This window comes from Pseudomonas sp. AL03 (assembly GCF_029960815.1).
Taxonomy (GTDB): domain Bacteria; phylum Pseudomonadota; class Gammaproteobacteria; order Pseudomonadales; family Pseudomonadaceae; genus Aquipseudomonas.
Genome location: NZ_JASBRE010000007.1, coordinates 25,253 through 52,251 on the forward strand (window position 1 = coordinate 25,253; position 26,999 = coordinate 52,251).

Annotated in this window: 22 protein-coding genes and 2 tRNA genes; 17 read left to right on the forward strand and 7 right to left on the reverse strand. The window is 58.9% G+C overall.

The features are described from left to right. Positions 1-4: 4 nt before the first annotated feature. The 6 genes from QK293_RS09175 to pdeM are packed head-to-tail and all read left to right on the forward strand — an operon-like array spanning position 5 to position 6,559. Positions 5-733 (forward strand): ABC transporter permease, encoded by a 729-nt coding sequence (locus QK293_RS09175; protein WP_282376885.1) that lies wholly within the window; start codon positions 5-7, stop codon positions 731-733. Beyond that, positions 730-1,440, forward strand: a complete 711-nt coding sequence (locus QK293_RS09180) for an ABC transporter permease (RefSeq protein WP_282376886.1) — start codon at positions 730-732, stop codon at positions 1,438-1,440. The genes QK293_RS09175 and QK293_RS09180 overlap by 4 nt, the downstream gene beginning before the upstream one ends. A gap of 29 nt (positions 1,441-1,469) precedes the next feature. Beyond that, positions 1,470-2,588, forward strand: coding sequence for a succinylglutamate desuccinylase/aspartoacylase family protein (locus QK293_RS09185; protein ID WP_282376887.1), 1,119 nt, complete (start codon positions 1,470-1,472; stop codon positions 2,586-2,588). 13 nt (positions 2,589-2,601) lie between these two features. Then, positions 2,602-3,366, forward strand: coding sequence for an ATP-binding cassette domain-containing protein (locus QK293_RS09190; RefSeq protein ID WP_282376888.1), 765 nt, complete (start codon positions 2,602-2,604; stop codon positions 3,364-3,366). 59 nt (positions 3,367-3,425) lie between these two features. Next, a complete protein-coding gene (locus tag QK293_RS09195; protein ID WP_282376889.1) occupies positions 3,426-5,906 on the forward strand; it encodes a ligase-associated DNA damage response DEXH box helicase in 2,481 nt (826 codons plus the stop codon). Continuing rightward, complete coding sequence (gene pdeM, locus QK293_RS09200) at positions 5,903-6,559, forward strand: ligase-associated DNA damage response endonuclease PdeM (RefSeq protein ID WP_282376891.1); 657 nt, start codon at positions 5,903-5,905, stop codon at positions 6,557-6,559. Before QK293_RS09195 ends, pdeM begins: the two co-directional genes overlap by 4 nt. A gap of 46 nt (positions 6,560-6,605) precedes the next feature. On the opposite strand, the gene QK293_RS09205 is transcribed toward pdeM, so the two are convergent. Both QK293_RS09205 and dcd read right to left on the reverse strand, forming a co-directional pair. Then, positions 6,606-6,815 carry a hypothetical protein gene (locus QK293_RS09205; RefSeq protein WP_282376892.1) on the reverse strand — a complete coding sequence of 70 codons (210 nt, stop codon included), beginning with the start codon at positions 6,813-6,815 and terminating at the stop codon, positions 6,606-6,608. A gap of 106 nt (positions 6,816-6,921) precedes the next feature. Continuing rightward, on the reverse strand, positions 6,922-7,488 hold the full coding sequence (gene dcd, locus QK293_RS09210) for a dCTP deaminase (protein WP_282376893.1): 567 nt from the start codon (positions 7,486-7,488) through the stop codon (positions 6,922-6,924). A gap of 356 nt (positions 7,489-7,844) precedes the next feature. On the opposite strand from dcd, the gene QK293_RS09215 reads away from it, so the two are divergent. Next, entirely contained in the window at positions 7,845-8,054 is a 210-nt protein-coding gene (locus tag QK293_RS09215) for a cold-shock protein (RefSeq protein ID WP_002554837.1), read from the forward strand. Positions 8,055-8,163: 109 nt separating this feature from the next. Here the strand turns inward: QK293_RS09215 and QK293_RS09220 are convergent, their stop codons facing one another. After that, positions 8,164-9,171: a DUF481 domain-containing protein gene (locus tag QK293_RS09220; RefSeq protein ID WP_282376894.1), complete on the reverse strand. Its 1,008-nt coding sequence runs from the start codon at positions 9,169-9,171 to the stop codon at positions 8,164-8,166. A gap of 165 nt (positions 9,172-9,336) precedes the next feature. Between QK293_RS09220 and QK293_RS09225 the strand changes: the two genes are divergently transcribed. The 4 genes from QK293_RS09225 (at position 9,337) to QK293_RS09240 (ending at position 14,124) form a co-directional block, all read left to right on the forward strand. Then, entirely contained in the window at positions 9,337-9,690 is a 354-nt protein-coding gene (locus QK293_RS09225; RefSeq protein WP_282376895.1) for an MGMT family protein, read from the forward strand. A 44-nt stretch (positions 9,691-9,734) separates the two neighbouring features. Then, the gene (locus QK293_RS09230) at positions 9,735-11,294 is read left to right on the forward strand and encodes an AmpG family muropeptide MFS transporter (RefSeq protein ID WP_282376896.1); all 1,560 of its coding nucleotides are present in this window, start codon (positions 9,735-9,737) and stop codon (positions 11,292-11,294) included. A gap of 143 nt (positions 11,295-11,437) precedes the next feature. Continuing rightward, positions 11,438-13,153 (forward strand): proline--tRNA ligase, encoded by a 1,716-nt coding sequence (locus tag QK293_RS09235; protein WP_282376897.1) that lies wholly within the window; start codon positions 11,438-11,440, stop codon positions 13,151-13,153. Positions 13,154-13,170: 17 nt separating this feature from the next. After that, a complete protein-coding gene (locus QK293_RS09240; protein WP_282376898.1) occupies positions 13,171-14,124 on the forward strand; it encodes a hypothetical protein in 954 nt (317 codons plus the stop codon). 124 nt (positions 14,125-14,248) lie between these two features. Here QK293_RS09240 and dinB read toward each other — a convergent pair whose 3' ends face one another. Continuing rightward, positions 14,249-15,310 carry a DNA polymerase IV gene (gene dinB, locus QK293_RS09245; RefSeq protein WP_282376899.1) on the reverse strand — a complete coding sequence of 354 codons (1,062 nt, stop codon included), beginning with the start codon at positions 15,308-15,310 and terminating at the stop codon, positions 14,249-14,251. A 301-nt stretch (positions 15,311-15,611) separates the two neighbouring features. On the opposite strand from dinB, the gene QK293_RS09250 reads away from it, so the two are divergent. The 4 genes from QK293_RS09250 (at position 15,612) to QK293_RS09265 (ending at position 20,203) form a co-directional block, all read left to right on the forward strand. Next, positions 15,612-15,688: transfer RNA gene (locus tag QK293_RS09250), tRNA-Met, on the forward strand. A gap of 222 nt (positions 15,689-15,910) precedes the next feature. Next, positions 15,911-15,987 (forward strand) — tRNA-Met (locus QK293_RS09255). 278 nt (positions 15,988-16,265) lie between these two features. After that, positions 16,266-18,908 (forward strand): bifunctional lysylphosphatidylglycerol flippase/synthetase MprF, encoded by a 2,643-nt coding sequence (gene mprF / locus QK293_RS09260; RefSeq protein ID WP_282376901.1) that lies wholly within the window; start codon positions 16,266-16,268, stop codon positions 18,906-18,908. After that, positions 18,908-20,203: an AcvB/VirJ family lysyl-phosphatidylglycerol hydrolase gene (locus tag QK293_RS09265; RefSeq protein WP_282376902.1), complete on the forward strand. Its 1,296-nt coding sequence runs from the start codon at positions 18,908-18,910 to the stop codon at positions 20,201-20,203. Before mprF ends, QK293_RS09265 begins: the two co-directional genes overlap by 1 nt. 785 nt (positions 20,204-20,988) lie before the next feature. Here QK293_RS09265 and QK293_RS09270 read toward each other — a convergent pair. Together QK293_RS09270 and QK293_RS09275 are read right to left on the reverse strand one after the other, a co-directional pair. Beyond that, a complete protein-coding gene (locus QK293_RS09270) occupies positions 20,989-21,687 on the reverse strand; it encodes a hypothetical protein (RefSeq protein ID WP_282376903.1) in 699 nt (232 codons plus the stop codon). Between the two features lies 1 nt (position 21,688). Next, positions 21,689-22,456: a MarR family transcriptional regulator gene (locus QK293_RS09275; RefSeq protein ID WP_282376904.1), complete on the reverse strand. Its 768-nt coding sequence runs from the start codon at positions 22,454-22,456 to the stop codon at positions 21,689-21,691. Positions 22,457-23,035: 579 nt separating this feature from the next. Between QK293_RS09275 and QK293_RS09280 the strand changes: the two genes are divergently transcribed. Continuing rightward, positions 23,036-23,344 carry a DUF3077 domain-containing protein gene (locus tag QK293_RS09280; protein ID WP_282376905.1) on the forward strand — a complete coding sequence of 103 codons (309 nt, stop codon included), beginning with the start codon at positions 23,036-23,038 and terminating at the stop codon, positions 23,342-23,344. A gap of 86 nt (positions 23,345-23,430) precedes the next feature. Here the strand turns inward: QK293_RS09280 and QK293_RS09285 are convergent, their stop codons facing one another. After that, entirely contained in the window at positions 23,431-25,332 is a 1,902-nt protein-coding gene (locus QK293_RS09285; protein WP_282376906.1) for a potassium transporter Kup, read from the reverse strand. 289 nt (positions 25,333-25,621) lie between these two features. Between QK293_RS09285 and rimO the strand changes: the two genes are divergently transcribed. Continuing rightward, on the forward strand, positions 25,622-26,959 hold the full coding sequence (gene rimO / locus QK293_RS09290; protein WP_282376907.1) for a 30S ribosomal protein S12 methylthiotransferase RimO: 1,338 nt from the start codon (positions 25,622-25,624) through the stop codon (positions 26,957-26,959). Positions 26,960-26,999: the final 40 nt, after the last annotated feature.

The following is a 26,999-nucleotide window of genomic DNA, read 5'->3' on the forward strand; positions in this document are numbered from 1 at the left end:
ATTTATGTTCGAAAACCTCTTACAAAATCTGGGGCTCTCAGCCTTCAGCCTCCAGGGCTTCGGTCCGTTGCTGATGGAAGGCACCTGGATGACCATCAAATTATCGGCGTTGTCGCTGCTGGTGGCCGTGTTGCTCGGCCTGCTCGGTGCCACGGCCAAACTGTCGAAAGTCAAACTGGTGCGAGTTCCGGCACAGGTCTACACCACGCTGATTCGCGGCGTGCCGGACCTGGTGCTGATGCTGCTGATTTTCTACAGCCTGCAAACCTGGTTGACGTCGTTCACCGATTTCATGGAATGGGAATACATCGAGATCAACCCGTTCAGCGCCGGGGTCATCACCCTGGGCTTCATTTATGGCGCGTATTTCACCGAAACCTTCCGCGGGGCGATCCTCGCTGTGCCACGGGGCCAAGTCGAAGCCGCCACCGCTTATGGCCTCAAACGCGGCCAGCGTTTTCGTATCGTGGTGTTCCCGCAGATGATGCGTTTCGCCCTGCCGGGCATCGGTAACAACTGGATGGTGATGCTCAAGGCCACCGCGCTCGTCTCGATCATCGGCCTTGCCGACTTGGTCAAGGCTGCGCAGGATGCCGGTAAAAGCACCTATCAACTGTTCTACTTCCTGGTGCTGGCAGCCGTGATTTACCTGCTGATCACCAGCGCGTCCAACGTCGTCCTGCGCTGGCTCGAACGCCGCTACGCCGCCGGTTCCCGGGAGGCCGTACGATGATCGAACTCTTGCAGGAATACTGGAAACCCTTCCTTTATACCGACGGCTATAACATCACCGGCCTGGCCATGACCCTGTGGCTGCTCAGTGCGTCGATCTTCATCGGTTTTGTGGTGTCGATTCCACTCTCCATCGCCCGGGTTTCGCCGCACCTCTACATCCGCTGGCCAGTGCAGTTCTACACCTACCTGTTTCGGGGTACGCCGCTCTATATCCAGCTGCTGATTTTCTACACCGGTATCTACAGCCTGGCCGCCGTGCGTGCCCAGCCAGTACTCGATGCGTTCTTTCGCGATGCGATGAATTGCACCATCCTGGCCTTCGCCCTGAATACCTGCGCCTACACCACGGAGATTTTCGCCGGGGCAATTCGCAGCATGGCTCATGGTGAAGTCGAAGCGGCCAAGGCTTACGGTCTGACAGGCTGGAAGCTTTATGCCTACGTGATCATGCCTTCGGCCCTGCGTCGCTCGTTGCCTTATTACAGCAACGAAGTGATTCTGATGCTGCACTCGACCACCGTGGCGTTCACTGCGACCATCCCGGACATATTAAAAGTCGCGCGGGATGCCAACTCGGCGACCTTCCTGACCTTCCAGTCGTTCGGCATCGCCGCGCTGATCTACCTGACCGTTACCTTTGCGCTGGTCGGCCTGTTCCGCCTCGCCGAACGCCGATGGCTGGCCTTCCTCGGGCCGACCCACTAGGACCCGCTTTCAGGAATAAAGAGACGAACATGCGCCACCAGATTCATGACCTGCTGGCCCCACTGCCGGGGACCGCACGACAGATTCACAGTTTCCACTTCGGCCCATCGTCGGCCAAAGGCAAGATCTACATCCAGTCGTCCCTGCATGCCGATGAAATGCCCGGCATGCTGGTGGCCTGGCACCTCAAGCAACGTCTGGCGGAGCTGGAAGCCGCCGGCCGCCTGCGCAGCGAAATCGTGCTGGTGCCGATAGCCAACCCGGTCGGCCTCGAACAAGTGCTGATGGATGTGCCGCTGGGCCGTTACGAACTCGACACTGGGCAGAACTTCAATCGCTGGTTCGTCGATGTGAGCGAAGCCGTCGGCAACGAGATCGAAGGTCAACTCGGCGACGATCCGCAGCTCAACCTCGAACTGATTCGCAGCTGCCTGCGCAATGCCCTCGCTCAGCAGACTGCCAGCACGCAACTGCAATCCCAGCGCCTGACCCTGCAACGGCTGGCCTGCGATGCCGACATGGTGCTGGACCTGCATTGCGATTTCGAAGCGGTCGCCCACCTCTACACCACGCCAGAGGCCTGGCCGCAGGTCGAGCCGCTGGCGCGGTACATCGGGGCCGAAGCCAGTCTGCTGGCCACCGATTCCGGCGGTCAGTCGTTCGATGAATGCTTCACCCTGCTCTGGTGGCAGTTGAAGGAGCGCTTCGGCGAACACTTCAACATTCCGTTGGGCAGTTTTTCGGTCACCGTTGAATTGCGCGGTCAGGGCGACGTCAATCACCCGTTGGCCAGCCTCGATTGCCAGGCGCTGATCGATTACCTGATTCACTTCGGCACGATTGCTGGCGAACCCGCTTCGCTGCCCCAGCTGCCCTACCCGGCCACACCCCTGGCCGGCGTTGAACCGGTGGCAACACCGGTCGGCGGGTTGCTGGTGTTCACCGCGCTGCCAGGGGAATACCTCGAAGCCGGGCAACTGATCGCTGAAATCATCGACCCGATCTTTGATCGCGTCACCCCCATTCATTGCACCGTCGCCGGATTAATGTACGCCCGCTCGCTACGGCGCATGGCCACTGCCGGCATGGTGATCGCGCACGTCGCGGGCACCGAGGCCTATCGCAGCGGCTACCTACTTTCGCCTTGAGGATGCATGCCCCATGTACAAACTGACCATCGAAGGCCTGCATAAAAGCTATGGCGATCATCATGTGCTCAAAGGTGTTTCACTCAAGGCCAACACCGGCGACGTCATCAGCCTGATCGGCGCCAGCGGCTCGGGCAAAAGTACCTTCCTGCGTTGCATCAACTTTCTCGAACAGCCCAACGATGGCGCCATGAGCCTGGACGGCCAGAACATCCGCATGATCAAGGATGGCCACGGCATGCACGTGGCTGACGCCGATGAACTGCAACGGATCCGCACCCGCCTGGCCATGGTGTTCCAGCACTTCAACTTGTGGAGCCACATGACGGTGCTGGAAAACATCACTATGGCCCCGCGAAGGGTGCTGGGTTGCAGTAAGAAAGAGGCCGAAGACCGTGCCCGACGTTACCTCGACAAGGTCGGGCTGGCAGCGCGAGTGGCCGATCAGTACCCGGCGTTCCTCTCCGGCGGTCAGCAGCAACGGGTCGCCATTGCCCGCGCATTGGCCATGGAACCGGAAGTCATGCTGTTCGACGAACCGACCTCGGCGCTCGACCCGGAACTGGTGGGCGAAGTGCTCAAAGTGATCCAGGGCCTGGCCGAAGAAGGCCGGACCATGATCATGGTGACCCATGAAATGAGCTTCGCCCGCAAAGTATCGAGTCAGGTGTTGTTCCTGCATCAAGGGTTGGTGGAGGAAGAAGGCGCTCCGGACGACGTGTTGGGCAATCCGAAGAGTGAGCGGTTGAAGCAGTTCTTGAGCGGTAACCTCAAGTAAAACTAATCCCGTGCCGGCGTGGTCACTGAAAGAAGACTTTCAGAGCGCACACGGCCGGCATGGGAACCTCCTCCGACTTCGCAAAACAATGGTTCACCGCTCGCGGCTGGAAGCCGTTCGTCTTTCAGAAACACGTGTGGTCGGCAGTTAAACGCGGTGAGTCCGGGTTGCTGCATGCCAGTACCGGCGCCGGTAAAACCTATGCCGTCTGGTTTGGCGCGCTTAATCGCTACGCCTCTTGTGTTGAACAACCTCGTAAACGAGAAACGGTTGCCGACCCGTTGACGGTGCTGTGGATAACGCCCATGCGCGCGCTGGCTGCCGACACCGCTCGCGCACTGGAAACCCCGCTACACGACCTGCAGATTCCGTGGAGCGTCGGCCTGCGAACCGGCGATAGCAGCAGTAGCGAACGTGCGCGTCAGCGTCGACGATTGCCCACCACGTTAATCACTACCCCGGAAAGTCTCACCCTGATGCTCGCCCGTGCTGACGCACAAACGGCGCTGTCGACCCTGCGCATGGTGGTGGTCGACGAATGGCACGAACTGTTGGGCAACAAGCGCGGCGTGCAACTGCAACTGGCCCTTGCCCGTTTGCGCCGCTGGCATCCTGAGCTGATTGTCTGGGGCGTTTCCGCGACCCTGGGAAATCAGGCCCACGCCGAACAGGTATTAATCCCACAGGGCGCTGGCATCAGCGTCCAGGGCCAAACCCATAAAAAACTACACGTCGATACGCTGCTACCGCCCGCCACCGAGCGATTTCCATGGGCCGGGCACATCGGGCTGAAGATGTTGCCGCAGGTCATCGCCGAGATCGATTCCAGCCCCAGCAGCCTGGTGTTCACCAACACCCGTGCGCAATCGGAGATCTGGTATCAAGCCCTATTGGAGGCGCGCCCCGATTGGGCTGGATTGATTGCCCTGCATCACAGCTCACTGTCACGAGACACGCGTGACTGGGTCGAGCGCGCCCTCAAGGAAGGTCAGCTCAAAGCCGTTGTCTGCACGTCCAGTCTGGATTTGGGGGTGGACTTCCTGCCAGTGGAACGCGTGCTGCAAATCGGTTCGGCCAAAGGCGTGGCGCGACTGATGCAGCGTGCGGGGCGTTCCGGTCATGCACCGGGGCGGGTTTCGCGGGTGACGCTGGTGCCAACGCATAGCCTCGAACTGATCGAGGCCGCTGCGGCACGGGACGCCGTAGCACAACGGCGAATTGAACCACGCGAGTCACCCTGTAAACCGCTGGATGTGCTCGTTCAGCATCTGGTCAGCATGGCGCTGGGGGGTGGTTTTCTGCCCGATGAGTTGTACGAGGAAGTCCGCGGCGCCTGGGCTTATCGCGACCTTACGCCAACGGACTGGACTTGGGCGTTGGCTTTCGTACGCCACGGCGGACTTTCCCTGACGGCTTATCCGGATTATCGCCGGGTCGAACCGGATGAACACGGTGTCTGGCGCGTACCCGATGCGCGATTGGCCCGCCGACATCGCCTGAGCATTGGCACCATCGTCAGCGACGCGAGCATTCAGTTGAAGTTCTGGAGCAAGGGTGGCGGCGGCAAGCAATTGGGCAGCGTCGAGGAAGGTTTTATCGCACGGCTCAAGCCCGGCGACGGTTTTCTGTTCGCGGGGCGCTTGCTGGAGTTGGTGCGGGTGGAAAACATGACCGCCTATGTAAAACGCAGCATCGCGAAAAAAGCTGCGGTGCCGCGCTGGAATGGCGGGCGCATGCCATTGTCCAGCGAGTTGGCCGATGCGGTGGTCGCGCGCTTTAGTGCGGCGGCGCAGGGCGAGTTCGCTGGGCCGGAAATGCAGGCGCTGCGCCCACTTTTAGAGGTGCAACAACGCTGGTCCGGGCTACCGACTTCGGACACTTTGCTGGCCGAAACGCTGAAATCACGCGAAGGCTGGCACCTTTTCCTCTATCCATTCGCCGGGCGCCAGGTACATCTGGGGTTGGCGAGCTTGTTGGCATGGCGGGTCAGTCAGCAGCAGGCGGTGACGTTTTCTATGGCGGTGAATGATTACGGGCTGGAATTGCTCAGCGCTACCTGTGTGGATTGGTCCGACCCTCTGCACCCCGGACTATTAAGTCCGGAGCATCTGCTCAGGGACGTGCTCGCCAGTCTGAATGCCGGTGAACTCGCGCTTCGCCGTTTTCGGGAAATCGCACGAATTGCCGGGCTGGTGTTTGCCGGCTACCCCGGCGCACCGAAAAGCACCCGCCAGGTTCAGGCCTCGAGCGGGTTGTTCTTCGAAGTGTTCAAGCAATACGACGCTGGGAATCTGCTACTGGCCCAGGCAGGGGAAGAAGTCCTACGGGAGGAATTGGATATTCATCGACTGAAACAGACGCTGGAGCGGATCAACCGATTGAAACTGGACCTGCATCACATCAAACGTCCTACGCCGCTCGGGTTTCCGCTGCTGGTGGAGCGCATGCGGGAAAGCATGAGTTCGGAAAAACTCGCGGATCGCATCAGGCGCATGGTCACGGATCTAGAAAAAACCGCCGGAACCGGGAAAGCCAGATGAATACGCCCTATCCCGTGCAATTGGCTGGCGAAGAACTGTGGCTGCTGCCAGAAAAAGCCATCTACTGGCCCGCCCAACAAGCGCTGCTGATTGCCGACGTGCATTTCGGCAAGGCTGCGGCCTATCGAAGCCTCGGCCAACCCGTGCCTCACGGCACCACCGCCAGCAACATTGCCGTGCTGGACGGGATACTGGCCGCCCTGCCCTGCCATCAGCTGATTTTCCTCGGGGATTTTCTTCACGGCCCCGGTTCCCACGCAACGGCCACACTAAACGCCTTGGCTGGATGGCGCGCCCGACACCGCGATTTGCCTATGACACTGATCCGCGGCAACCACGACAGGCGAGCGGGTGATCCGCCGGCCTCGTTAAACATTCGTGTGGTGCCCGAGCCGTTGCTGCTGGGGCCGTTTGCCTTGCAGCATGAACCCGACCCGCACCCAGGCCGGCACGTAATCGCAGGCCATGTGCACCCGGTTTTTCGGCTGAACGGCCGGGGACGGCAGAGTCTGCGGCTGGCGTGTTTCAGGCTCGGTATGGAAATTAGCCTGCTACCGGCCTTCGGCGCATTCACCGGCGGATATCAAGTCGAACGGGACGATAGCTGTAGGATTTTTGTCATCGGCGCCAATGAAATATGGCCAGTCAGCTGAAGTCTTTAAGGACATCAGCTGACTGGCCATTCATTTCAGCAACAGATCAGGCTACAGGCGCGGGAGGCGGCTCATCCGGCAGGGTGGGCTCACCGGGCTCGGTAGGTTGTTCGTTGGGCGTATCGGGATCAGGCTGACCGGGGATGCCCCCTGCCATGCTGATGGGTGGATGTGCCAACAAGGACCAGGCCAAAACGCCAACCTGATTGGGCTCAAGCTTTGCCAGTTCGGCACTTATTCGCGGATCGATCTTCATAGAGCACTCCTGAGCGATGGCCCCGTCCGCATTGCGCGGACCGGGCAGTACACCCAATAGAGTGTCTACTCGCTCAAGAATTCCCACGACTTGCCAGACAAACCGATCAGGTGCGTGGCAGGGTGACGCCGCGCTGGCCCTGATACTTGCCGCCACGGTCCTTGTAGGACACTTCGCACTCTTCGTCGGATTCGAAGAACAGCATCTGAGCCACACCTTCGTTGGCGTAAATTTTTGCCGGCAACGTGGTGGTATTAGAGAATTCAAGGGTCACGTGGCCTTCCCACTCAGGCTCAAGCGGTGTCACGTTGACGATAATGCCGCAACGAGCGTAGGTGCTTTTACCCAGGCAGATAGTCAGCACATTGCGCGGAATACGGAAGAATTCCACGGTGCGCGCCAAGGCAAAGGAGTTTGGCGGGATGATGCAGACATCGCTCTTGACGTCGACGAAGCTCTTCTCGTCGAAGTTCTTCGGATCAACGGTCGCCGAATTGATGTTGGTGAACACTTTGAATTCATCGGCGCAACGTACGTCGTAGCCATAGCTCGACACGCCGTAGGAAATCACTCGGTCGGCGCCTTCGCCGCGCACCTGGCGCTCTACGAAGGGCTCGATCATGCCGTGCTCTTGCGCCATGCGGCGAATCCACTTGTCCGATTTGATGCTCATGGCGGGTGTCCTGAATAGCGAGGTGGAAAAAATCTGTCCGGCATCTTACCGGGCGCGCGCTTCGGGTTCAAAGTCCGGGGCACACAATTCTCGCCAATCCCCCGTGAAATCTGGCCCTTCGCCGCAATCGGGTGCACCGTCAGTCATGAAAACAGAGAAACCTTCGCAGGAAGCATTGGCACGTTCCGGAAAAAGGGTTAAGGTGGCGCCACTGTGCTGCTTGTGTCACTGAGAATCTCTACACGATATGTTGAATTTCGATCCAACCATCTACAAGAATTTTTCCTGCTCTTTGCACTCAGTCTCGGCCAGGGTTCTTCCTGCGTCGCAGTTATCTTTGTTCAAGGAGTTACACCATGTCTAATCGCCAAACTGGTACCGTTAAGTGGTTCAACGATGAAAAAGGCTTCGGCTTCATCACTCCACAATCCGGTGACGACCTGTTCGTTCACTTCAAAGCTATCCAATCCGACGGCTTCAAAAGCCTGAAAGAAGGCCAACAGGTTTCTTTCATCGCTACCCGCGGTCAGAAAGGCATGCAAGCTGAAGAAGTTCAAGTTATCTAACTTGTACTTGCTTTAGTAAAAAGCCCCGCCCTCAAAAGCGGGGCTTTTTTGTGCCTGCCTGTTTTGCAGGCAAAAAAAATCGCAGCCCATGGCTGCGATTTTTTGCGTCTTACCAGGCCACGCCAAACCCTGCGGTGTAGCGGGTCTTGTCCAGATCGGCATCGTCGGTACCGCTGATAATGTCTCGCTCGGCCTTCAGGTTAAGCGACGCCCAATCCGTCACCTTGTAACGCAGCCCGATCTCGGCATCGAGGGCGTAGTCGGCCACACCCGACAGAGGCTTGCCAACTTCTCCGTTGGTGAAGAACTCCACCTTCTTGCCGATCAGGTAGCGGTTGTAATCCCATTTCATCGCCAGGGAATAGAAGTTTTCTTTGCCGCCGTCGGCGAACTCATAATCCGTGCGGTTGACCAGCGAGCCCAAGGAGAATGCGCCCAACTCGTCGTCCCAGAACTGGTAACCAGGGCCCGTACCGACCGTGCGCTGGCGGGAAAGGTCTTCAACCTTGTCGCGTTTATAGACCGCCCGACCTTGCCAGAACCATTTCTCGGTCAGGAAGCGGTCAAGGGAGTACTCGCCCCGCCAGTTGTCCGTGGTGACTACGTCATCCTGGAACTCGCGGTTGTACTCGCCTTCCGCCGTGTGCCGCCACCGGCCATGGCGCGCAGTGGTTTTGAAGTCGATGTCGTAGTCATCGGTGTCTTTTTCGGCCCGCTGATAATCAAGCGCCGCGTCGACATTCCCCTTCCACACCAGATCCTCGACCACCGGTTTTGGCTTGAGAATCTGCTGAATACTGGCCAGCTCGACGGTCTTGGGAGCGTCGCCATTGGCCAAGGTGACCTTGCCGTCATCTGCCGCATGCAGCGCCTTGGCCTTTTCGCCCGTGTAGGCATCCTGCTTGACCAGCAACTGCTGATCACTTTCCAGGGTTTTAACCTGCTTCCAGTCGATCGGGACGGCACCGGCGTATTCGGTCTGGATCAACAGCTTGCCGCCATCGAAAACGGTGATCTTGCCGCTCAGCTTGTCACCGTTCTTCAACCAGACGGTATCGGCGAGTAAGGGTGTAGAAGCACTGGCGACAGCGAGGCACAGCAGGGTTCTGGACAACATAAGCAAATACAGGCTCAAATTTGCGAAGAAAAGTCGGCATTATCCGTAGGAATAAGACCCTAGCAAGGACTGACCCGACTAATTCTATTGAGTTCCTTTCTCAATGGGTGATCCAGGATTTACTCTACAGACGGTAATGCGAACTTTTTTTCAGGAACTGCGGACGTGACCGACTCAACCACTGAAACCGATAGTCCGGCGCAAATCCGACGCACGGCGCTCTACCTGACGCTGGCCCAAGTCCCCGAGGGCAAAGTCGTGAGTTACGGGCAGCTTGCCGAGCTGGCGGGATTGGGTCGCGCCGCCCGCTTCGTCGGGCGGACATTAAGCCAACTGCCGAGTGACAGCAAATTACCCTGGCATCGTGTGCTCGGTGCCGGCGGGCGTATCAGCCTGCCGGTAGGCAACCCTTCGGGGGATGAACAACGCGCGCGTTTGCGCCTGGAGGGCATCAGTATCCTGAACAATCGTGTTGATATTCAGCGCCATGGCTGGCGCCCGGTAGAGCACAGCGGTTAGAGTGCGCGCTTTGTTTCCGTATTTCTTGAGGCAGACTTCAGCCCATGCCCCGTAAAACATGGCGCGCCGCGCTCGCCGCCTATGCCAGCCCTTCGACGCTCGTACTGTTGCTGCTTGGTTTCGCCGCCGGCCTGCCCTACATGCTGGTGTTTTCGACACTTTCGGTCTGGCTGCGCGAAGCCGGCGTGGCTCGCGAAACCATCGGCTATGCAAGCCTGATCGGCCTGGCCTATGCCTTTAAGTGGGTCTGGTCACCGCTGCTCGACCAATGGCGCCTGCCATTGCTCGGCAAGCTCGGTCGACGACGTTCCTGGTTGGTGCTTTCCCAGGCACTGGTCATCCTCGGTCTGATCGGGATGGGTTTCTGCGACCCGCAAAAGCATTTGTCCTGGCTGATCGCTATCGCCGTAGTCGTCGCCTTCTCCTCGGCGACTCAAGACATCGCGGTCGACGCCTATCGCCTGGAAATTGCCGACGACAGCCGCCAGGCAGCGCTGGCCGCCAGTTACATGGCCGGTTATCGGATCGCAGCGCTACTGGCCACCGCCGGCGCCCTGTTCTTCGCTGAAGGCTTCGGTTCCACCGGTTTCAACTATAAGCATTCGGCATGGGCCGGCACTTACATACTTTTCGGCGCCTTGATGGTTCCGGCGCTGCTGACCTCCTTTTTCATGCGCGAACCGCCGGTGCCGCTGCGCACCCAGCTTCAGGCCGGGCGCTACAGCTTTGTGCATCAACTGGCATCGGTGTTTGTGCTGATCGTGTTGCTGGTTTCCGTGCCGGCCATGTTCACCCAGTTGTACAACACCGATTTCGCCAGCGTGCTATTCGAAGGCGTGAGCCTGCTCGACCTGCTGCTCGAAGACCGCGCGCTCCTGCGGGCAATCCTCTACACCACACTCACGGCTATATGCCTGTCGGCCATTGGACGCCGCGGCTTGGCGCCGGTGCTGACGCCGATCAACGACTTTATTCTGCGGTACCGCTGGCAGGCGTTTTTGCTGCTCGGGCTGATCGCCACCTATCGGATGTCCGACACGGTCATGGGGGTGATGGCCAACGTGTTCTACATCGATCAGGGCTTCACCAAGGATCAGATTGCCAGCGTCAGCAAGATCTTTGGCCTGATCATGACTTTGGTTGGCGCCGGCATGGGCGGCCTGCTGATCGTGCGCTTTGGCATCCTTCCGATTCTATTCATCGGCGGCATCACGTCGGCCGGCACCAACCTGCTGTTCCTGATGCTCGCCGACATGGGCGCCAACCTGAACATGCTGATTGGCACCATCTCCCTGGACAACTTCAGCTCGGGCCTGGCGACCTCGGCGTTCGTCGCCTACCTGTCGAGCCTGACCAACCTCAAATTCTCGGCCACCCAGTACGCCCTGCTCAGCTCGATCATGCTTCTGCTGCCACGCCTGATCGGCGGTTACTCAGGTGTCATGGTGGAGAAGTTCGGCTATCAAAACTTCTTCCTGATCACCGCCCTGTTAGGCGTGCCGACCTTGCTGTTGATCGCCTTGCACTGGTTCCAGGAGAGCCGTCGTGCAGGTCCGACACCAACGCCAGAACCGGTTCCGACCCAGATCGCGGAAGAATCATAGGCTCGTAACAAAGGAAGCATCGCAGAGGGTGCGGCGATTCCCGCCCTCCTGCCACACCGCCGACCGCACGCCTGTACGCCAGCAGATCTCGCCCGTACAATGTTCCGTCATTTCTCGTCATCAGCAACCGACAACGGCCAACCATGCGCACCAGTCAATTTTTGCTCGCCACACAGAAAGAAACGCCTTCCGACGCGGTCGTGATCAGCCACCAGCTGATGCTGCGCGCCGGCATGATCCGCAAACTTGCCTCGGGCCTGTACACCTGGCTGCCGATGGGCTTGCGAGTGATGCGCAAGGTCGAAGCCGTCGTTCGTGAAGAAATGAACGCCGCTGGCTCTCTCGAAGTGTTGATGCCGAGCACCCAACCGGCTGAGCTGTGGCAGGAATCCGGTCGCTGGGAAGAATACGGCCCTGAATTGTTGCGCTTCAAGGATCGCCACGGTCGCGACTTCTGCGCCGGTCCGACTCACGAAGAAGTGATCACCGACCTGATGCGCAACGAGTTGAGCAGCTACAAACAGCTGCCGATCAACCTGTACCAGATCCAGACCAAATTCCGTGACGAAATTCGCCCACGCTTCGGCTTGATGCGCGGTCGCGAATTCATCATGAAGGACGCCTACTCTTTCCACGCTGACCAGCCATCGCTGCAGGTCACCTACGACCGCATGCACCAAGCGTATTGCAACGTGTTCACCCGCCTGGGCCTGAAGTTCCGCCCGGTTGAGGCCGACAACGGCTCCATCGGCGGTGCCGGTTCCCACGAGTTCCACGTGCTGGCCGAGTCCGGCGAAGACGATATCGCCTTCAGCAACGGCTCCGACTACGCCGCGAACATCGAGAAAGCCGAAGCCGTGCCGCGCGAAACTTCCCGCGCCGCACCGAGCGAAGCGCTGCGCCTGGTCGACACGCCGAACGCCAAGACCATCGCGCAACTGGTCGAAGGCTTCAACCTGCCGATCGAAAAGACCATCAAGACCCTGGTGGTTCACGCTGAAGAGCAAGGCAAGCTGATTGCCCTGATCATCCGTGGCGACCACGAGCTGAACGAAATCAAGGCCGCCAACCAGCCTGGCGTTGCCAGCCCGCTGGTCATGGCGTCCGAAGCCGAACTGCGCGACGCCATTGGCGCTGGCGCCGGCTCCCTCGGCCCGTTGAACCTGCCACTGCCAATCATCATCGACCGTTCCGTCGAGCTGATGAGCGACTTCGGTATCGGCGCGAACATCGACGACAAGCACTACTTCGGTGTGAACTGGGAGCGCGATCTGCCGGTTCCGACTGTTGCTGACCTGCGCAACGTCGTCGCCGGCGACCCAAGCCCGGACGGTAAAGGCACCCTGGAAATCAAGCGCGGCATCGAAGTCGGGCACATTTTCCAGCTGGGCGACAAGTACAGCAAAGCGATGAAGTGCGAAGTGCTAGGCGACAACGGCAAGCCAGTCACCCTGCAAATGGGTTGCTACGGCATCGGCGTTTCCCGCGTGGTGGCGGCGGCGATCGAGCAGGGCAACGATGCCAACGGGATCATCTGGAGCGACACGCTGGCTCCGTTCCAGATCGCTCTGGTACCGCTGCGCTACGAAACCGAACAGGTTCGCGAAGCCACCGACAAGCTGTATGCAGAACTCACTGCAGCCGGTTTCGAAGTACTGCTGGACGACCGCGACAAAAAAACCAGCCCGGGCATCAAGTTCGCGGACATGGAGCTGATCGGCATTCCTCACCGGATCGTGGTCAGTGACCGCGGTCTCGCCGAAGGCAATCTGGAGTACAAGAGTCGCACCGAACCCGAAGCGCAAGCGCTGCCGGTCGCCGAAGTACTGTCCTTCCTCCAAACCCGTATCCGCCGCTGACACCAGATAGAGAAGTCATGTTCAAGCGAAACACCTTAGGCCTCGGTGGTGCCGCCCTGTGCGGCGCCCTGCTGGTCAGCGGCTGTGCCAATCACATGTCGCAACGCAGCGAGCACGAGGAACGTGTCGAGCGCAAATTGCTCGATCACAGCCTGCAGATCGATGTCGGCGAGCCAAAGGTGCTTGAGCTGCCGCAACGTCGGGTGAAGATCCACGAGCAGAAGACTTTCGAAGTCACCGAATTCGAAGTCACCCGCCACTACGACCGCTACACACCTTACCAACCCTGGCGCGAGGCTTACGAGATCCCGCTGGGTGCGGTGGCCGTGGTCGCCGGTGTCGGCGCGAACGTGGTCAACGTGTTCACTCTCGGCAACCTGCCGGACAGTGTGACGAAAGATTGGTTGAGCTACGGTTTCGCCGGGCTCAACCCGTTCATGAACGTGCAGTCTCATGGTCGCGCGCAGCAGAACCTGGCGGGAATCGACGAGGTCCAGCTCGACAAGCGCACCGAATACTCGAGCCTGCCATGGAGCGAGCGACCGGTTGAGGTCAAGGCTGGCAAAGAAACGTTCGATCTGAGCACCGACAAAAACGGCGTATTGCGCGTGAACCTGCTGGACAGCCCGTTCGCCGAACATGACATCAATCATCTGAGCCGACTGCTGATCAGCGTCGAAGACGCCCAGGACGATGTGCACACCGATTCGTCCCTGGCGATCAGCAGTTCCTTGCGTGGCAAGCTGCTCGAAGCTCACAGCCTGATTTACGACGACCTCGAAGACGACGAAGTGAGCCAGTGGGTACACCGGGTCAAACGTCTGTCGGAACTGGGTCTGGAAGAAGAAGCCACCGAGCTGGAACAGAGCCTGATCGAACTGACGCGCAACGATCCTGAGTTGCAGACCGAATTCCTCAAGTCGTTGACCAAGGATGCCGGGCGACTGGTAGCGGATCCGGGACCGAATTAAACCCGGAAAAGCTTCGCGGGCAAGCCTCGCTCCTACAGATTTGGGTTGAACGCGGTATCGCGCACGACACAAATCCGTAGGAGCGAGGCTTGCCCGCGAAGAGGCCTTGACACTCACCGAAAATCTACCGCTCAAACAACTCCATCTGCTCAAAGCCACCCCGCAAATCCTCCAGCCGCACTCCAATCCCCAACAAACGCACCGGTTTGCCGCCGCGATTGAACGCCTGGGTCAGCAACAACTGATAACTCCCCAAATCCCGCCCTGCCCCGGCCTGCTCCAGAGTGGTCTGAGTGAAGTCATGGAATTTCACTTTGACGAACGGCTTGCCCGGCCGATAGCTGCTGTCGATCCGCGCCATGCGGCCGGCGAGGGTTTCCAGCAACTCGGGCAACTTATCAAGGCAGCTCACCAGATCCGGCAGGTCCACGTCGTAGGTGTTTTCGACACTGATCGACTGCCGGCGACTGTCGTTGTGCACCAATCGGTCATCGATCCCACGAGCCAGGCTCCAGAATCGCTCGCCGAAGCTGCCGAATTCCCGCACAAGCGCCAACTTGTCCCATTCGCGCAGATGCGAGCAATCGACGATGCCAAGCTTGCCCAGTTTGTCTGCGGTCACTTTGCCAACGCCGTGCAGCTTACTCACCGGCAAACCACTGACAAAATCCTCGACCTGATCCGGCGTGATGACGAACAAGCCGTTGGGCTTCTTCCAGTCGCTGGCGATCTTGGCCAAAAACTTGTTCGGTGCTACGCCAGCCGAAACGGTGATGTGCAGTTGATTAGAGACACGACGGCGAATGTCTTGGGCGATCCGCGTGGCGCTGCCGCCGAAATGCGCGCATTCCGACACATCGAGGTAGGCCTCATCCAGCGAAAGCGGTTCGATCAAGTCGGTGTAATCGCGAAATATCGTGTGAATTTCCTTCGAGGCTTCTCTATAGGCATCCATGCGCGGCTTGACGATGGTCAGGTCCGGGCACAGTTTCAAGGCATGGCCGGAAGACATGGCCGAGCGCACCCCATATGCCCGCGCTTCATAATTGCAGGTGGCGATCACGCCACGTCGATCCGCCGAACCGCCCACCGCCAGAGGTTTACCGGCCAGGCGCGGGTCGTCACGCATCTCGATGGCGGCGTAGAAGCAGTCACAATCGACGTGGATGATTTTTCGCTGCGTCATATAAAAGCAGTGTTCATGGTGAAGAAAGGGAGTCTTGGCGAGTCAGATCGGCAGTATCTCACTGACACCTGTATATAGCACCAGTACTCAGAATGTTCTTTTCCACTCGTAGGAAAAGCGCCAGATGAATTTATTTTTTCAATCGAAAAGCGCCACCCGATAGAGCTGAAAGCCCTGCCACACCGGCCTTTCAGCCGATCACACGGCCCTTTTTTCAAGCTAAGCGATTGAACAGGAAGAGGTTTTCTCTGGATTGAAGGTTGACAGCCCGCCGATCCTCTGTAGAATGCCGACACACAGACGCGGGATGGAGCAGTCTGGTAGCTCGTCGGGCTCATAACCCGAAGGTCGTCGGTTCAAATCCGGCTCCCGCAACCAAACATCAAAAAAGGCTACTCGAAAGAGTGGCCTTTTTTGTGCGCGCTTGTTTTGTACAGATGAAGTGCTTTCGCCTGCGCAGCGCAGAAATGAGAAATCATTCTGATTCCGAAACTTAGGTCTCCCCCCACGACCGTTCGCCGGTCATTTACGCTTATTTGACCCTATTCAGGATTAACGGTTGACACCTAGGCGTATCTCTATAGAATGCCGCCACACAGACGCGGGATGGAGCAGTCTGGTAGCTCGTCGGGCTCATAACCCGAAGGTCGTCGGTTCAAATCCGGCTCCCGCAACCAAACATCAAAAAAGGCTACTCGAAAGAGTGGCCTTTTTTGTATCTGCTGAAAAAGTCCTTTCGCATCAATGATCTGCCACTGTGTAGTAAGCCGTTCGGCATCACCCACACTCTGAGCCCCGAACTATCTGAACCGCAGACAAAACCCTCTACGACTGAAGACGCACCCTCGCCGATACCCGGTGGGGGGCGTTAATATTTGTGATTATTTTTTTCTACAGGGATTGGTAACTTGGCTGGATACCCCCATCCTGTCGCGCACAATCCAAGAGGTGATTGATGCGCGCCAACTCGTCTGATCCACAAGACACCGTCACAGCGACACAACCGATCAAGGCCGAGCGTCTGCGCTTGCTTGATCGAATCAGCAAATACCGCCACCCCATCGGCCTGGCCGTCACTTTGCTGTTGTTCGCTATCGCGCTGATTGCCTGTCGCCACCTGCTGAGCGAACTCGATCTGTACGCTCTGCACGACTCAATTCTCGACGTTCCGAAACCGGCATTGCTGGGCGCACTGGGCGCGACCGTGGCCGGCTTCATCATTCTGCTGGGCTACGAATGGTCGGCCAGCCGCTACGCGGGCGTGACACTGGCGCCGCGAATCCTGGCCCTGGGCGGGTTCACCGCCTTCGCCATCGGCAATGCGATTGGTCTTTCGATGCTCTCGGGGGGCTCGGTTCGTTACCGTTTATATGCACGTCATGGCTTGGGAGCTTCTGAAGTCGCCCATATGACGCTGTTCGCCAGCCTCTCGCTCGGCTGCGCCCTGCCCCCACTAGCCGCCCTCGCCACCCTCAGCAACCTGCCTGCCGCCTCTGCCGCACTGGGTTTATCCGAGACGTTGCTCGGCGCGATTGCGGTGGCCGTACTGCTGCTGTTCACGGTGCTGGCCATCGGCATCTACCGCCGCCGCCTGCCAGAACAGCCTTATCCCGACAACCTGCTGGTCAAGGCTGGACGCCGCACTTTGCGCCTTCCGGGCCGTCGCCTGACGTTCCTGCAACTGATCATCACTGCCCTGGACGTCGCCGCCGCGGCAACCGTGCTCTATCTGCTGCTGCCTGAAGCGCCGCCCTTTGGCGCGTTCCTGCTGGTGTACCTGCTGGCCCTGGCCGCCGGTGTGCTCAGCCACGTTCCCGGCGGGGTCGGGGTGTTCGAAGCCATTCTGCTGGCCGCCTTCTCCGACAAACTCGGCGCCGCGCCACTCGCTGCCGCCCTGCTGCTCTATCGCCTGATCTATGTGGTGCTGCCGTTGCTGGTGGCCTGCTTATTCCTGCTCATCAACGAAGGTCAGCGCCTGTTTCAATCGCGTCAGTCTTTAAGGGTGGCGTCCGGCCTGGCCGCGCCGATTCTGGCGTTGCTGGTGTTCCTGTCCGGCGTGGTGTTGCTGTTCTCCGGCGTCACCCCGGAAATCGACACCCGGCTGGAACACATCGGCTTTCTGATCCCGCATCGACTCGTAGACGCCTCGCACTTCGGTGCCAGCCTGGTTGGCGTACTGTGCTTGCTGCTGGCTCAAGGGCTGCGCCGCCGACTGTCGGCCGCCTGGATGCTGACCACCATATTGTTGCTGGTCGGCGCCCTGCTCTCTCTGCTCAAGGGTTTCGACTGGGAAGAAGCGTGTCTGCTGACCCTGACTGCGAGCTTGCTGGGTGTTTTTCGCAGCTCGTTCTATCGCCCCAGTCGCCTGACTGAACTGCCGTTCTCGCCGCTGTATCTGGTGGCCAGCCTGTGTGTACTCGGTGCGTCGATCTGGCTGCTACTGTTCGCTTATCAGGACGTCCCGTACAGCCACCAGCTCTGGTGGCAGTTCACCCTCGATGCTGATGCGCCACGGGGCTTGCGCTCGCTGCTCGGTGCCGCAGTCCTGCTGGTGGTGGTGTCCCTGACCTGGCTGCTGCGCACCGCGCGCCCGGTGATCCATCTGCCGACGCCCGATGAGCTGGACCGCGCGGTAAAGATCCTCATGGCCTCCGCACAACCGGATGGCGGTCTGGCCCTGACCGGTGACAAGGCGCTGCTGTTTCACCCCAACGACGAAGCGTTCCTGATGTACGCCCGCCGCGGTCGCAGCCTGGTGGCCTTGTATGACCCGATCGGCCCGACCCAGCAACGGGCGGAAATGATCTGGCAGTTCCGCGACCTCTGCGACATCCACCACGCCCGTCCAGTGTTCTATCAAGTGCGCGCCGAGAACCTGCCGTACTACATGGACATCGGCCTGACCGCGATCAAGCTCGGCGAAGAAGCCCGGGTCGACCTGCTTCGCTTTGATCTCGACGCCAAAGGCAAAGAGATGAAAGACCTGCGCTACACCTGGAACCGTGGCACTCGCGATGGCCTGTCGCTGGAGATCTTTGATCCGGGGCAAGCGCCGATGGATGAGCTTAAGGTGATTTCCGATGCCTGGCTGACCGGCAAAAACGTACGCGAGAAAGGCTTCTCGCTCGGCCGCTTCAGCGATGACTACCTCAAGCATTTCCGCGTCGCGGTGATTCGTTTCGAAGGGCGCCCGGTGGCGTTCGCCAACCTGCTCGAGACCTACGGTCATGATCTGGCCAGCCTCGACCTGATGCGCGCGCACCCGGACGCCCCCAAGCTGACCATGGAGTTCATGATGGTCGGCCTGATTCAACATTATAAAAATCATGGATACGCGCGCTTCAGCCTGGGCATGGTGCCATTGTCGGGGTTGCAACCCCGTCGTGGTGCACCACTGACCCAGCGTCTGGGCTCGATGGTGTTCCGCCGTGGTGAGCAGCTCTACAACTTCCAAGGTTTGCGCCGCTTCAAAGACAAATTCCAGCCTGACTGGGAACCCCGTTATATGGCCGTGCCCGCCGGACTCGATCCGCTGGTTGCCCTGGCCGACACTGCTGCCCTGATTGCGGGCGGCTTGACTGGATTGGTGAAACGCTGATGATTCAACGCTCCTTGCGGTACGTACTGGCCACACTGGTAGTGCTGGCCCTGATTCTCGGTGGCGGTTACTGGTACCTGAAACGCCCGGCGCCCGAACCGACCCTCGAACTGCTGACCCCGGCCGATGGCGCCGCGATGACCCGTGTCATCCCGGGTAACACGCCACGCGCCCAGGTGCTGGTGGCCGTCAATGAAGACCAGAAGCTCAACAACAAACAATTGATGACCCTGAGCCGCACCGGCTCGGCGCAGATTGTTCAGGTGATTCTGCCCAAAGACTGCCTGCTGCAAAGTCGCGCCTTGCAATCGGCCCTGAGAGAACTCAAAGGCCCGGCGACCCTGGTCAGCGGCATCGGGCCTGGCGCCGTGTTGGCGTGGCGCTGGTTGTCCGAGCAGACGGACGCCAAGGCCCAGGCCATTTCGGTTGACCTGGCCCTGGAAAAACCCGGTTGCACTCACCTGCTGCCGAAAAGCGCCGCTCACGGTCACTGGCTGGTGGCGTGGAACGACAACCCTGACGACACCAGCGCCGGCTTCGTGCGCGACCAACCCAACGCCGAAACCAGCATCAGCGACTACGACATCAACCTGCCGCAAGTGCTGAACAACGAACTGCGCAAGCTCCTCGTTGGTGGCGATAAGGCCGCCGGCGGCCTGCAGATCCCGGTGGTCGAAGTGCCCGCCGGCCAAGCCAAGGACACCGTGACCCTGTTCCTCTCCGGTGACGGCGGCTGGCGCGACCTTGACCGCGACGTAGCGGGCGAGATGGCGAAGATCGGCTATCCGGTGGTCGGCATCGACACCTTGCGTTACTACTGGCAACACAAGAGCCCCGAGCAAAGCGCTCTGGACCTGACCGAACTGATGCAGCACTACCGGCAGAAATGGGGCACCAAGCGCTTCATCCTGACCGGCTACTCGTTCGGCGCCGACGTCCTGCCGGCGATCTACAACCGCTTGGAGCCATCGGAACAGCAACGGGTCGATGCGATCATCCTGCTGGCCTTCGCCCGCACCGGCAGCTTCGAAATCGAAGTCGAAGGCTGGCTCGGCAACGCCGGCAAAGAAGCCGCCACCGGCCCGGAAATGGCCAAGCTGCCGCCGGAGAAAGTCGTGTGCATCTACGGTGAAGAAGAAGTCGACGAGAGCGGCTGCACCGACAAGACTGCGGTGGGCGAAGCGATGAAACTGCCTGGCGGTCATCACTTCGACGAGAATTACCCGGCTTTGGCGCAGCGTTTGGTGGATGTGATCGAGAAGCGTCAAGCGAAGGAGACGGCGGCTCAGGAGTGATCTGAGCCCCACACGAAAAGCCCCCGCTACCTCACGGTTGCGGGGGCTTTTTACATGTACAAACATGCAGCGCTACCAGCTAGCCGGACTGCATGTGGATGTTCTGTGCTTCCACGGCTAAAGCTGAACATCTATCCACGTTACGTCATCTTCAACAGTGATAAAGTCGCTATCCGGTGCTGCCAGCAAGCTGCTTTGCTGCGACTCCGTCAATTCTGCCCAGAAGCCATCGGTTACGAACACCAGTCGCGCACCGACAGACAATGGGTGAAAAACAAAGTCAGGGTCCGGGGCACGATTAACCTTCAGGCATCGGGTTACCCAGTTTCGAGCCGGATCTTGCGCCAGCTCACGGTGCGAACGGTCGCGCCTCCAATTGGCCTTGCAGTGGGGCGGCGTAATCCACTCGATCGTACCTGCCAGTGTCACTACACCGCACGAACAGTCCCCCTCATACGCAAGCGTGAGCTTCCCATGAGCAGCGAAACCGACCAGGTAACAAGTGGTCCCTGTCTGGTCCGCAAACAAGATGGGGTGAAGCTCGGCCAGCACTGAACTAAGTACCTGCTCAACTGCTCCGTGCTCAGTGATATCGCCCCCCTGATCTATGTGTTTTGGGTAGGCAGCTAAAACACCTTTTACGAAGCATTCTGCCAGTTGGCCACTGCCGGGTTTCGAGGTACCGTCCGTGATGACGAACAGCCCTCTGTCGCCGTCGCAGAGAGCTCCAGCACAGTCATGATTGGCTTTCCTGGTCCGTCCTATTACTGATCTGGTGTCATATCTCATGCGTTGCCCAGGTCCTTCATGCGCATGTGAATGATTCGCCCTCTACCCGGATTAGCCTGCACCGAGCCCGAGCTTTCAATCACGTAGTCGATACCACTGAGCGCCGTGAGCTCTCGAATTCCAGCCGTGATGAATTCCTTGAGCTCAGACTCAGCTTGGCTAATTTCCTCCAGAAGCTCTGGACGACCATCAATCAAGATGATGATATCTTCGACGTCCTTGTGGTAGGGGTTGCCCTCACCGCGACCGCTAAAGGCCTCTAGTTTGGTGGCAAGAAAGTAGGTCGGTTTAAAGATCTGGATAACGATACCGCTGGGCAACGTAAATTTATCAGCCTTCGCCAGCCCTTCCACGAACCAACGATTGGCATATCCGAGAACAGCTGGGTCAGAAGGCATCACGTCAACGACGACGTCGTTGAAGCGGAAACGACAGTTGACTTCATCCTCACCGGTGATCTTGAAATTCTTAGCCGCCAGCCGTTCTGTGAGATGTTGCCAGGCGCTAATGCCTGCCAGCTCGATCACCAAGTCAACATCATCGGTGAAACGAATGTCATCCAGCACAGCAGCATCAGTAACCAGCATGGCCGTGGTGCAACCGCCGACAAAGGCAACCTCAGCGAGAAACGCCTCCCCCAAGCCCTCTGCAACAAATTCTATGAGCTCATAGTTGTGATCAGCGTTTGATGACATGTTATTTCAGCCCCATCCCTGCCTTTAGAATGTTAACCGCCACACCACACTCTCTCGGGCCACCAAGACGGATCGCATCAGCAAGCGCAAGATAATGATAAAGGGTTCTGTCCTTCTTCACCGCTTCCGGCACGGTCTTGTAGAGCGGCACTATCGCCTGACCACGCTCAGTTCCGAGTGCATCAGGCCAAACCGGAATCAACCCGCCAGCGCTCTTGATGCTTTTGGACAGGGCTGGCGCTGCGAAGCCTGTTGGAATACCGCGAACCATCGCGCCCAGCTTCACGGGAAAAAAGTATTTCAGAGCGTGCTCGGTGATTTTCAGCAGCTCTCGCCGATTAACTTTCGGAAGCCCGGTGTCGTAGTCATTGGCGAGCATTCCGGACTCACGACACCTAGCTATAGAGTTTGAAACCTCGCTTTTGCTTAGCCCAAGAGACGCAGATAACGCACGCAACGAGTAACCTTCACTCCAGCTCGCCAGCGGTGGAGAAGGTACAGGCTCCGACCACCCTTCCCACCCATCCTCATCGCCCAAGGATGAGTCGAACTCCTGGCGGTGGAATACAGCTTCTTCACCATCAGCGGGATAGGTGACTAGCGGCTGCCCCACTCGCCCCCCTGCCGTCATTCGATTTATCTGCTGGGGCTTCAACAATTCCTCAACCATGTTCGAATTAGACTCAGATTCCATCTTCCCAAAGAGATTTTCTTCCTGGGCGTGCAGGCTGGCCATCTTGAACAAAAGCAAAATGTCTTGACTCTTCATGAAGCTAAAAACTCCAAGTGTCCATACTCCATAAAACGTGGACACTTGTCTCATTGGAAATATCGAGCCGTCAAGTCATTTCGATATTTATCAGATCTCACTGGGAAACCTGTCGATGTCCGCCAATTCGCCAACAGGCGGGATAGTGACAACACCGGTTTCATTCGTCTGCTGCAACAACGCAAAAATCCAGCGAGTTGTAAAATCGCTCGCCGCGTTTAGTTATGTTTACTTAAGGTGTCGAAATATCGGATGACGCCCGCAGACCTTGTAGGCAAACTCCGAATCTCGCGTTTGGGCACTTTGATGCCTTGTTGCGCTTTTCTTCGACGGGATACTCTCCGGACGTCGCTGACCATTCAGCGATCGGGTGTGGTAACCCGGTTAGGCAAAGTGCAACACCGCTCCCATCACGGTTCGTGCGTTTTTACGTCTGTAATCCCGTGTTATGGCGGCTGTGCGTGGGAGACCTTCGGGTCTGCCGGTTCCTTTGCTCCTCCGGTTTACCACCCTGCGTACAGCTGCCACCCATTCGTGTGGTAACGAATGCGGCAGCTCCTCGTTTTAAGGAGCGAAACAATGAGCAAAACAAATCCGTCTACACCCTCAGAACTGAAAGCCATCGGCCTCACCCCCTTCATCTACTGCTCAAATCAGGCGCTGTTCCGTGTCAGTCGAGACGTTCCCCTCGGTGATGCGCTAGCCATGGCCTCTGATTTTCTGTTCCTTGCCAAGGAGCTGACTAAAGATACTGCCTACGCCCGAGACACCGACCGACACGCCTGGGCCGCGCATTATCTGACGGCAATGAGTAAGGCTGTGATTGATGATGTGGAGAAGGTGCTGACGCCGCCACCTGCTCGCACAAAGGCCGAATCTAAAAAATAGCTGCCTGAGCGCAATTAAAGGCACCGAGACACAAGACATAAAAAAGCCCCCGCTACCACAAGGCAACGGGGGCTTTTTGATCCGGCTTACATCTCTACCTGAGTACCCAACTCAATCACCCGGTTCAGCGGCAGGTTGAAGAAGCGCAGGTTGCCGTTGGCGTTCTGCAACATGAAGGCGAACAGCGTCTCACGCCAGCGCGCCATGCCTTCGAGCTTGGAGGCGATGACCGTCTCGCGGCTGAGGAAGTAGGTGGTGCGCATCGGGCTGAAGTCCAGGTCATCGAGATGACACAGCTTCAGCGCTTGCGGCACGTCCGGCTCGTCGACGAAGCCAAAGTGCAGGATCACCCGGAAGAACCCTTCGCCGTGAGATTCAACCTCGAAACGCCGTTGCGCCGGCACCCGCGGGATGTCTTCGTACACCACTGTCAGCAACACCACTTGCTCGTGCAGCACCTGGTTATGCAGCAGGTTGTGCAACAGCGCATGAGGCACGGCATCCGGTCGCGCGGTCAGGAAAACGGCAGTGCCCTGGACGCGATGCGGCGGTTGCACGCGAATACTGCCGATGAAGATCGGCAGCGGCAATCCACCTTCGTCCAGACGGTCGACCAGCAGTTGCTTGCCGCGTTTCCAGGTGGTCATCAGCACAAACAACACGATACCGGCGATCACCGGGAACGCCCCGCCCTGAATGATTTTCGGCACGTTGGCAGCGAAGTACAGACCGTCCACCAACAGGAACCCGAGCAATAGCGGAACCGCGAGGACCGGAGGCCATTTCCACAGCAGCAATATCACCGCCGACACCAGAATGGTGGTCATCAGCATCGTGCCCGTCACGGCCACGCCGTAAGCCGCAGCCAGCGCGCCGGAGGACTCGAAGCCCAGCACCAACAGGATGACGCCGACCATCAGCGCCCAGTTCACCGCGCCGATGTAGATCTGGCCTTGTTCGGCACTGGAGGTGTGCTGAATGTGCATGCGCGGTATGTAACCGAGCTGAATCGCCTGACGAGTCAGGGAGAACGCACCGGAAATCACTGCCTGGGAGGCAATGACCGTGGCCAGGGTCGACAACCCCACCAACGGAATCAGCGCCCAGCTCGGAGCCAATAAGTAGAACGGGTTACGCGCCGCTTCCGGGTCACCGAGCAGCAACGCGCCCTGACCGAAGTAGTTCAGCACCAGCGCCGGCAGCACGAGGATGAACCACGCACGGGCAATCGGCTTGCGACCGAAGTGCCCCATGTCGGCGTACAGCGCTTCGGCACCGGTCAGTGCCAGCACCACCGCGCCGAGGATCGCCACCCCCATGCCCGGGTGCACGATGAAGAAGCGCACGCCCCAGACCGGGTTCATCGCTTGCAACACTTCCGGGTGCTGCAGGATGCCGTAGACACCCAGCGCCCCCAGCACGACAAACCAGGTCACCATGATCGGCCCGAACAGAATGCCGATCCGCGCGGTGCCGTGACGTTGTATCAGAAACAGCGCCACCAGCACGACCAACGACAGCGGTACCACCCAATGGTCGATACCCTCGAATGCCAGCCCCAGGCCTTCAATCGCCGAGAGCACTGAGATCGCCGGAGTGATCATGCTGTCGCCATAGAACAGCGCCGCGCCGATCAGCCCGCAGACCACCAGCAACGTGCGTAACTTCGGATGCCCGGCCGCAGCCCGCCGAGCGAGGGCGGTCAAGGCCATGATCCCGCCTTCGCCCTGGTTGTCGGCACGCAGCACGAACAGCACATATTTGATTGAGACAACCCATATCAGCGACCAGAAAATCAGCGACAGAATCCCGAACACGCCGTCATGGTCGACCGGTACACCATAATGACCGGAAAACACTTCTTTGAGGGTGTACAGCGGGCTTGTGCCAATATCGCCATAAACCACCCCGACCGCCGCGACCAGCATGCCGATCGGCTTCGCGGCCGAATGCTCGGTGCCCGCCGCCTGACTACTTGCCTGACCCATCCACTACTCCTACTACTCAGACCGGACTGCTTTGGAAGAAGCACTATGCTTTGCCGTGCAGCATGCGCTGTTTTACTTCACGTTGAAGACGTTTTGTTGACTGTAAAAAATCGGTAAAGCGTAACGGCTCGAAGCATAGCGCAGCACTCGTCGTATTTCCCTGCATAAAGCTGGTCAAGTGAGCTCCCCATCGCTAGAATTGCGCACTTTTTGATCAGAGGCACACCGAGTGCCCGTCTGTCGCCTTGCCGTTCATGGCTGGAGGCGTCACAAAACACCGAGGTTAGACATGTCCACCACTCCTGCGCCGGCCAATCCAAAGGTTGGCTTCGTATCCCTGGGTTGCCCCAAAGCACTGGTCGACTCCGAGCGCATCCTTACCCAGCTGCGTATGGAAGGCTATGACGTTGTGTCCACTTATCAGGACGCTGACGTCGTGGTGGTCAACACCTGCGGTTTCATTGACTCAGCCAAGGCTGAATCCCTGGAAGTGATCGGCGAAGCCATCAAGGAAAACGGCAAGGTCATCGTGACCGGCTGCATGGGCGTTGAAGAAGGCAACATTCGCAAGATTCACCCAAGCGTGCTGGCCGTGACCGGTCCGCAGCAATACGAGCAAGTGGTCAACGCCGTGCACGACGCCGTGCCGCCGCGTCAGGATCACAACCCGCTGATCGACCTGGTGCCGCCACAAGGGATCAAACTGACCCCGCGCCACTACGCCTACCTGAAGATTTCCGAAGGCTGCAACCACAGCTGCAGCTTCTGCATCATCCCGTCGATGCGCGGCAAACTGGTCAGCCGCCCGGTCGGTGACGTGCTCGACGAAGCTCAGCGCCTGGTCAAGGCCGGCGTCAAAGAGCTGTTGGTGATCTCCCAGGACACCAGCGCCTACGGCGTCGACGTGAAATACCGCACCGGCTTTTGGAACGGCGCGCCGGTGAAAACCCGCATGACCGAACTCTGCGAAGCCCTGAGCACCCTCGGCGTCTGGGTTCGTCTGCACTATGTTTACCCGTACCCCCACGTCGACGAGCTGATTCCGCTGATGGCCGCCGGGAAAATCCTGCCGTATCTGGACATCCCGTTCCAGCACGCCAGCCCGAAAGTCCTGAAAGCCATGAAACGCCCAGCCTTCGAAGACAAGACCCTGGCGCGGATCAAGAACTGGCGCGAAATCTGCCCGGACCTGATCATCCGTTCGACCTTCATCGTCGGCTTCCCCGGCGAAACCGAAGAAGACTTCCAGTACCTGCTGAACTGGCTGACCGAAGCCCAACTCGACCGCGTCGGCTGTTTCCAGTACTCGCCGGTCGAAGGCGCCCCGGCCAACGATCTGGACCTGGAGATCGTCCCGGATGACGTCAAGCAAGACCGCTGGGACCGCTTCATGGCGCATCAACAAGCTATCAGCTCGGCGCGCCTGCAAATGCGCGTCGGCCGTGAAATCGAAGTGCTGGTGGACGAAGTCGACGAACAAGGCGCCGTCGGCCGCTGCTTCTTCGATGCCCCGGAAATCGACGGCAACGTGTTCATCGACAACGGCAGCAACCTGAAACCAGGCGATAAAGTCTGGTGCAAAGTGACCGACGCCGACGAATACGACCTGTGGGCTGAACAGATCTAAACGCAAAAAATACGAAAAGCCCCGCTCTCTTGACGAGATG

What these genes read in the sequence shown, in the direction of transcription:
- QK293_RS09175 (WP_282376885.1), top strand. Translation starts at nt 5, where the DNA reads ATGTTCGAAAACCTCTTACAAAATCTGGGGCTCTCAGCCTTCAGCCTC.
- QK293_RS09180 (WP_282376886.1), top strand. Translation starts at nt 730, where the DNA reads ATGATCGAACTCTTGCAGGAATACTGGAAACCCTTCCTTTATACCGAC.
- QK293_RS09185 (WP_282376887.1), top strand. Translation starts at nt 1,470, where the DNA reads ATGCGCCACCAGATTCATGACCTGCTGGCCCCACTGCCGGGGACCGCA.
- QK293_RS09190 (WP_282376888.1), top strand. Translation starts at nt 2,602, where the DNA reads ATGTACAAACTGACCATCGAAGGCCTGCATAAAAGCTATGGCGATCAT.
- QK293_RS09195 (WP_282376889.1), top strand. Translation starts at nt 3,426, where the DNA reads ATGGGAACCTCCTCCGACTTCGCAAAACAATGGTTCACCGCTCGCGGC.
- pdeM (WP_282376891.1), top strand. Translation starts at nt 5,903, where the DNA reads ATGAATACGCCCTATCCCGTGCAATTGGCTGGCGAAGAACTGTGGCTG.
- QK293_RS09205 (WP_282376892.1), bottom strand. Translation starts at nt 6,815, where the DNA reads ATGAAGATCGATCCGCGAATAAGTGCCGAACTGGCAAAGCTTGAGCCC.
- dcd (WP_282376893.1), bottom strand. Translation starts at nt 7,488, where the DNA reads ATGAGCATCAAATCGGACAAGTGGATTCGCCGCATGGCGCAAGAGCAC.
- QK293_RS09215 (WP_002554837.1), top strand. Translation starts at nt 7,845, where the DNA reads ATGTCTAATCGCCAAACTGGTACCGTTAAGTGGTTCAACGATGAAAAA.
- QK293_RS09220 (WP_282376894.1), bottom strand. Translation starts at nt 9,171, where the DNA reads ATGTTGTCCAGAACCCTGCTGTGCCTCGCTGTCGCCAGTGCTTCTACA.
- QK293_RS09230 (WP_282376896.1), top strand. Translation starts at nt 9,735, where the DNA reads ATGCCCCGTAAAACATGGCGCGCCGCGCTCGCCGCCTATGCCAGCCCT.
- QK293_RS09235 (WP_282376897.1), top strand. Translation starts at nt 11,438, where the DNA reads ATGCGCACCAGTCAATTTTTGCTCGCCACACAGAAAGAAACGCCTTCC.
- QK293_RS09240 (WP_282376898.1), top strand. Translation starts at nt 13,171, where the DNA reads ATGTTCAAGCGAAACACCTTAGGCCTCGGTGGTGCCGCCCTGTGCGGC.
- dinB (WP_282376899.1), bottom strand. Translation starts at nt 15,310, where the DNA reads ATGACGCAGCGAAAAATCATCCACGTCGATTGTGACTGCTTCTACGCC.
- mprF (WP_282376901.1), top strand. Translation starts at nt 16,266, where the DNA reads ATGCGCGCCAACTCGTCTGATCCACAAGACACCGTCACAGCGACACAA.
- QK293_RS09265 (WP_282376902.1), top strand. Translation starts at nt 18,908, where the DNA reads ATGATTCAACGCTCCTTGCGGTACGTACTGGCCACACTGGTAGTGCTG.
- QK293_RS09270 (WP_282376903.1), bottom strand. Translation starts at nt 21,687, where the DNA reads ATGTCATCAAACGCTGATCACAACTATGAGCTCATAGAATTTGTTGCA.
- QK293_RS09275 (WP_282376904.1), bottom strand. Translation starts at nt 22,456, where the DNA reads ATGAAGAGTCAAGACATTTTGCTTTTGTTCAAGATGGCCAGCCTGCAC.
- QK293_RS09280 (WP_282376905.1), top strand. Translation starts at nt 23,036, where the DNA reads ATGAGCAAAACAAATCCGTCTACACCCTCAGAACTGAAAGCCATCGGC.
- QK293_RS09285 (WP_282376906.1), bottom strand. Translation starts at nt 25,332, where the DNA reads ATGGGTCAGGCAAGTAGTCAGGCGGCGGGCACCGAGCATTCGGCCGCG.
- rimO (WP_282376907.1), top strand. Translation starts at nt 25,622, where the DNA reads ATGTCCACCACTCCTGCGCCGGCCAATCCAAAGGTTGGCTTCGTATCC.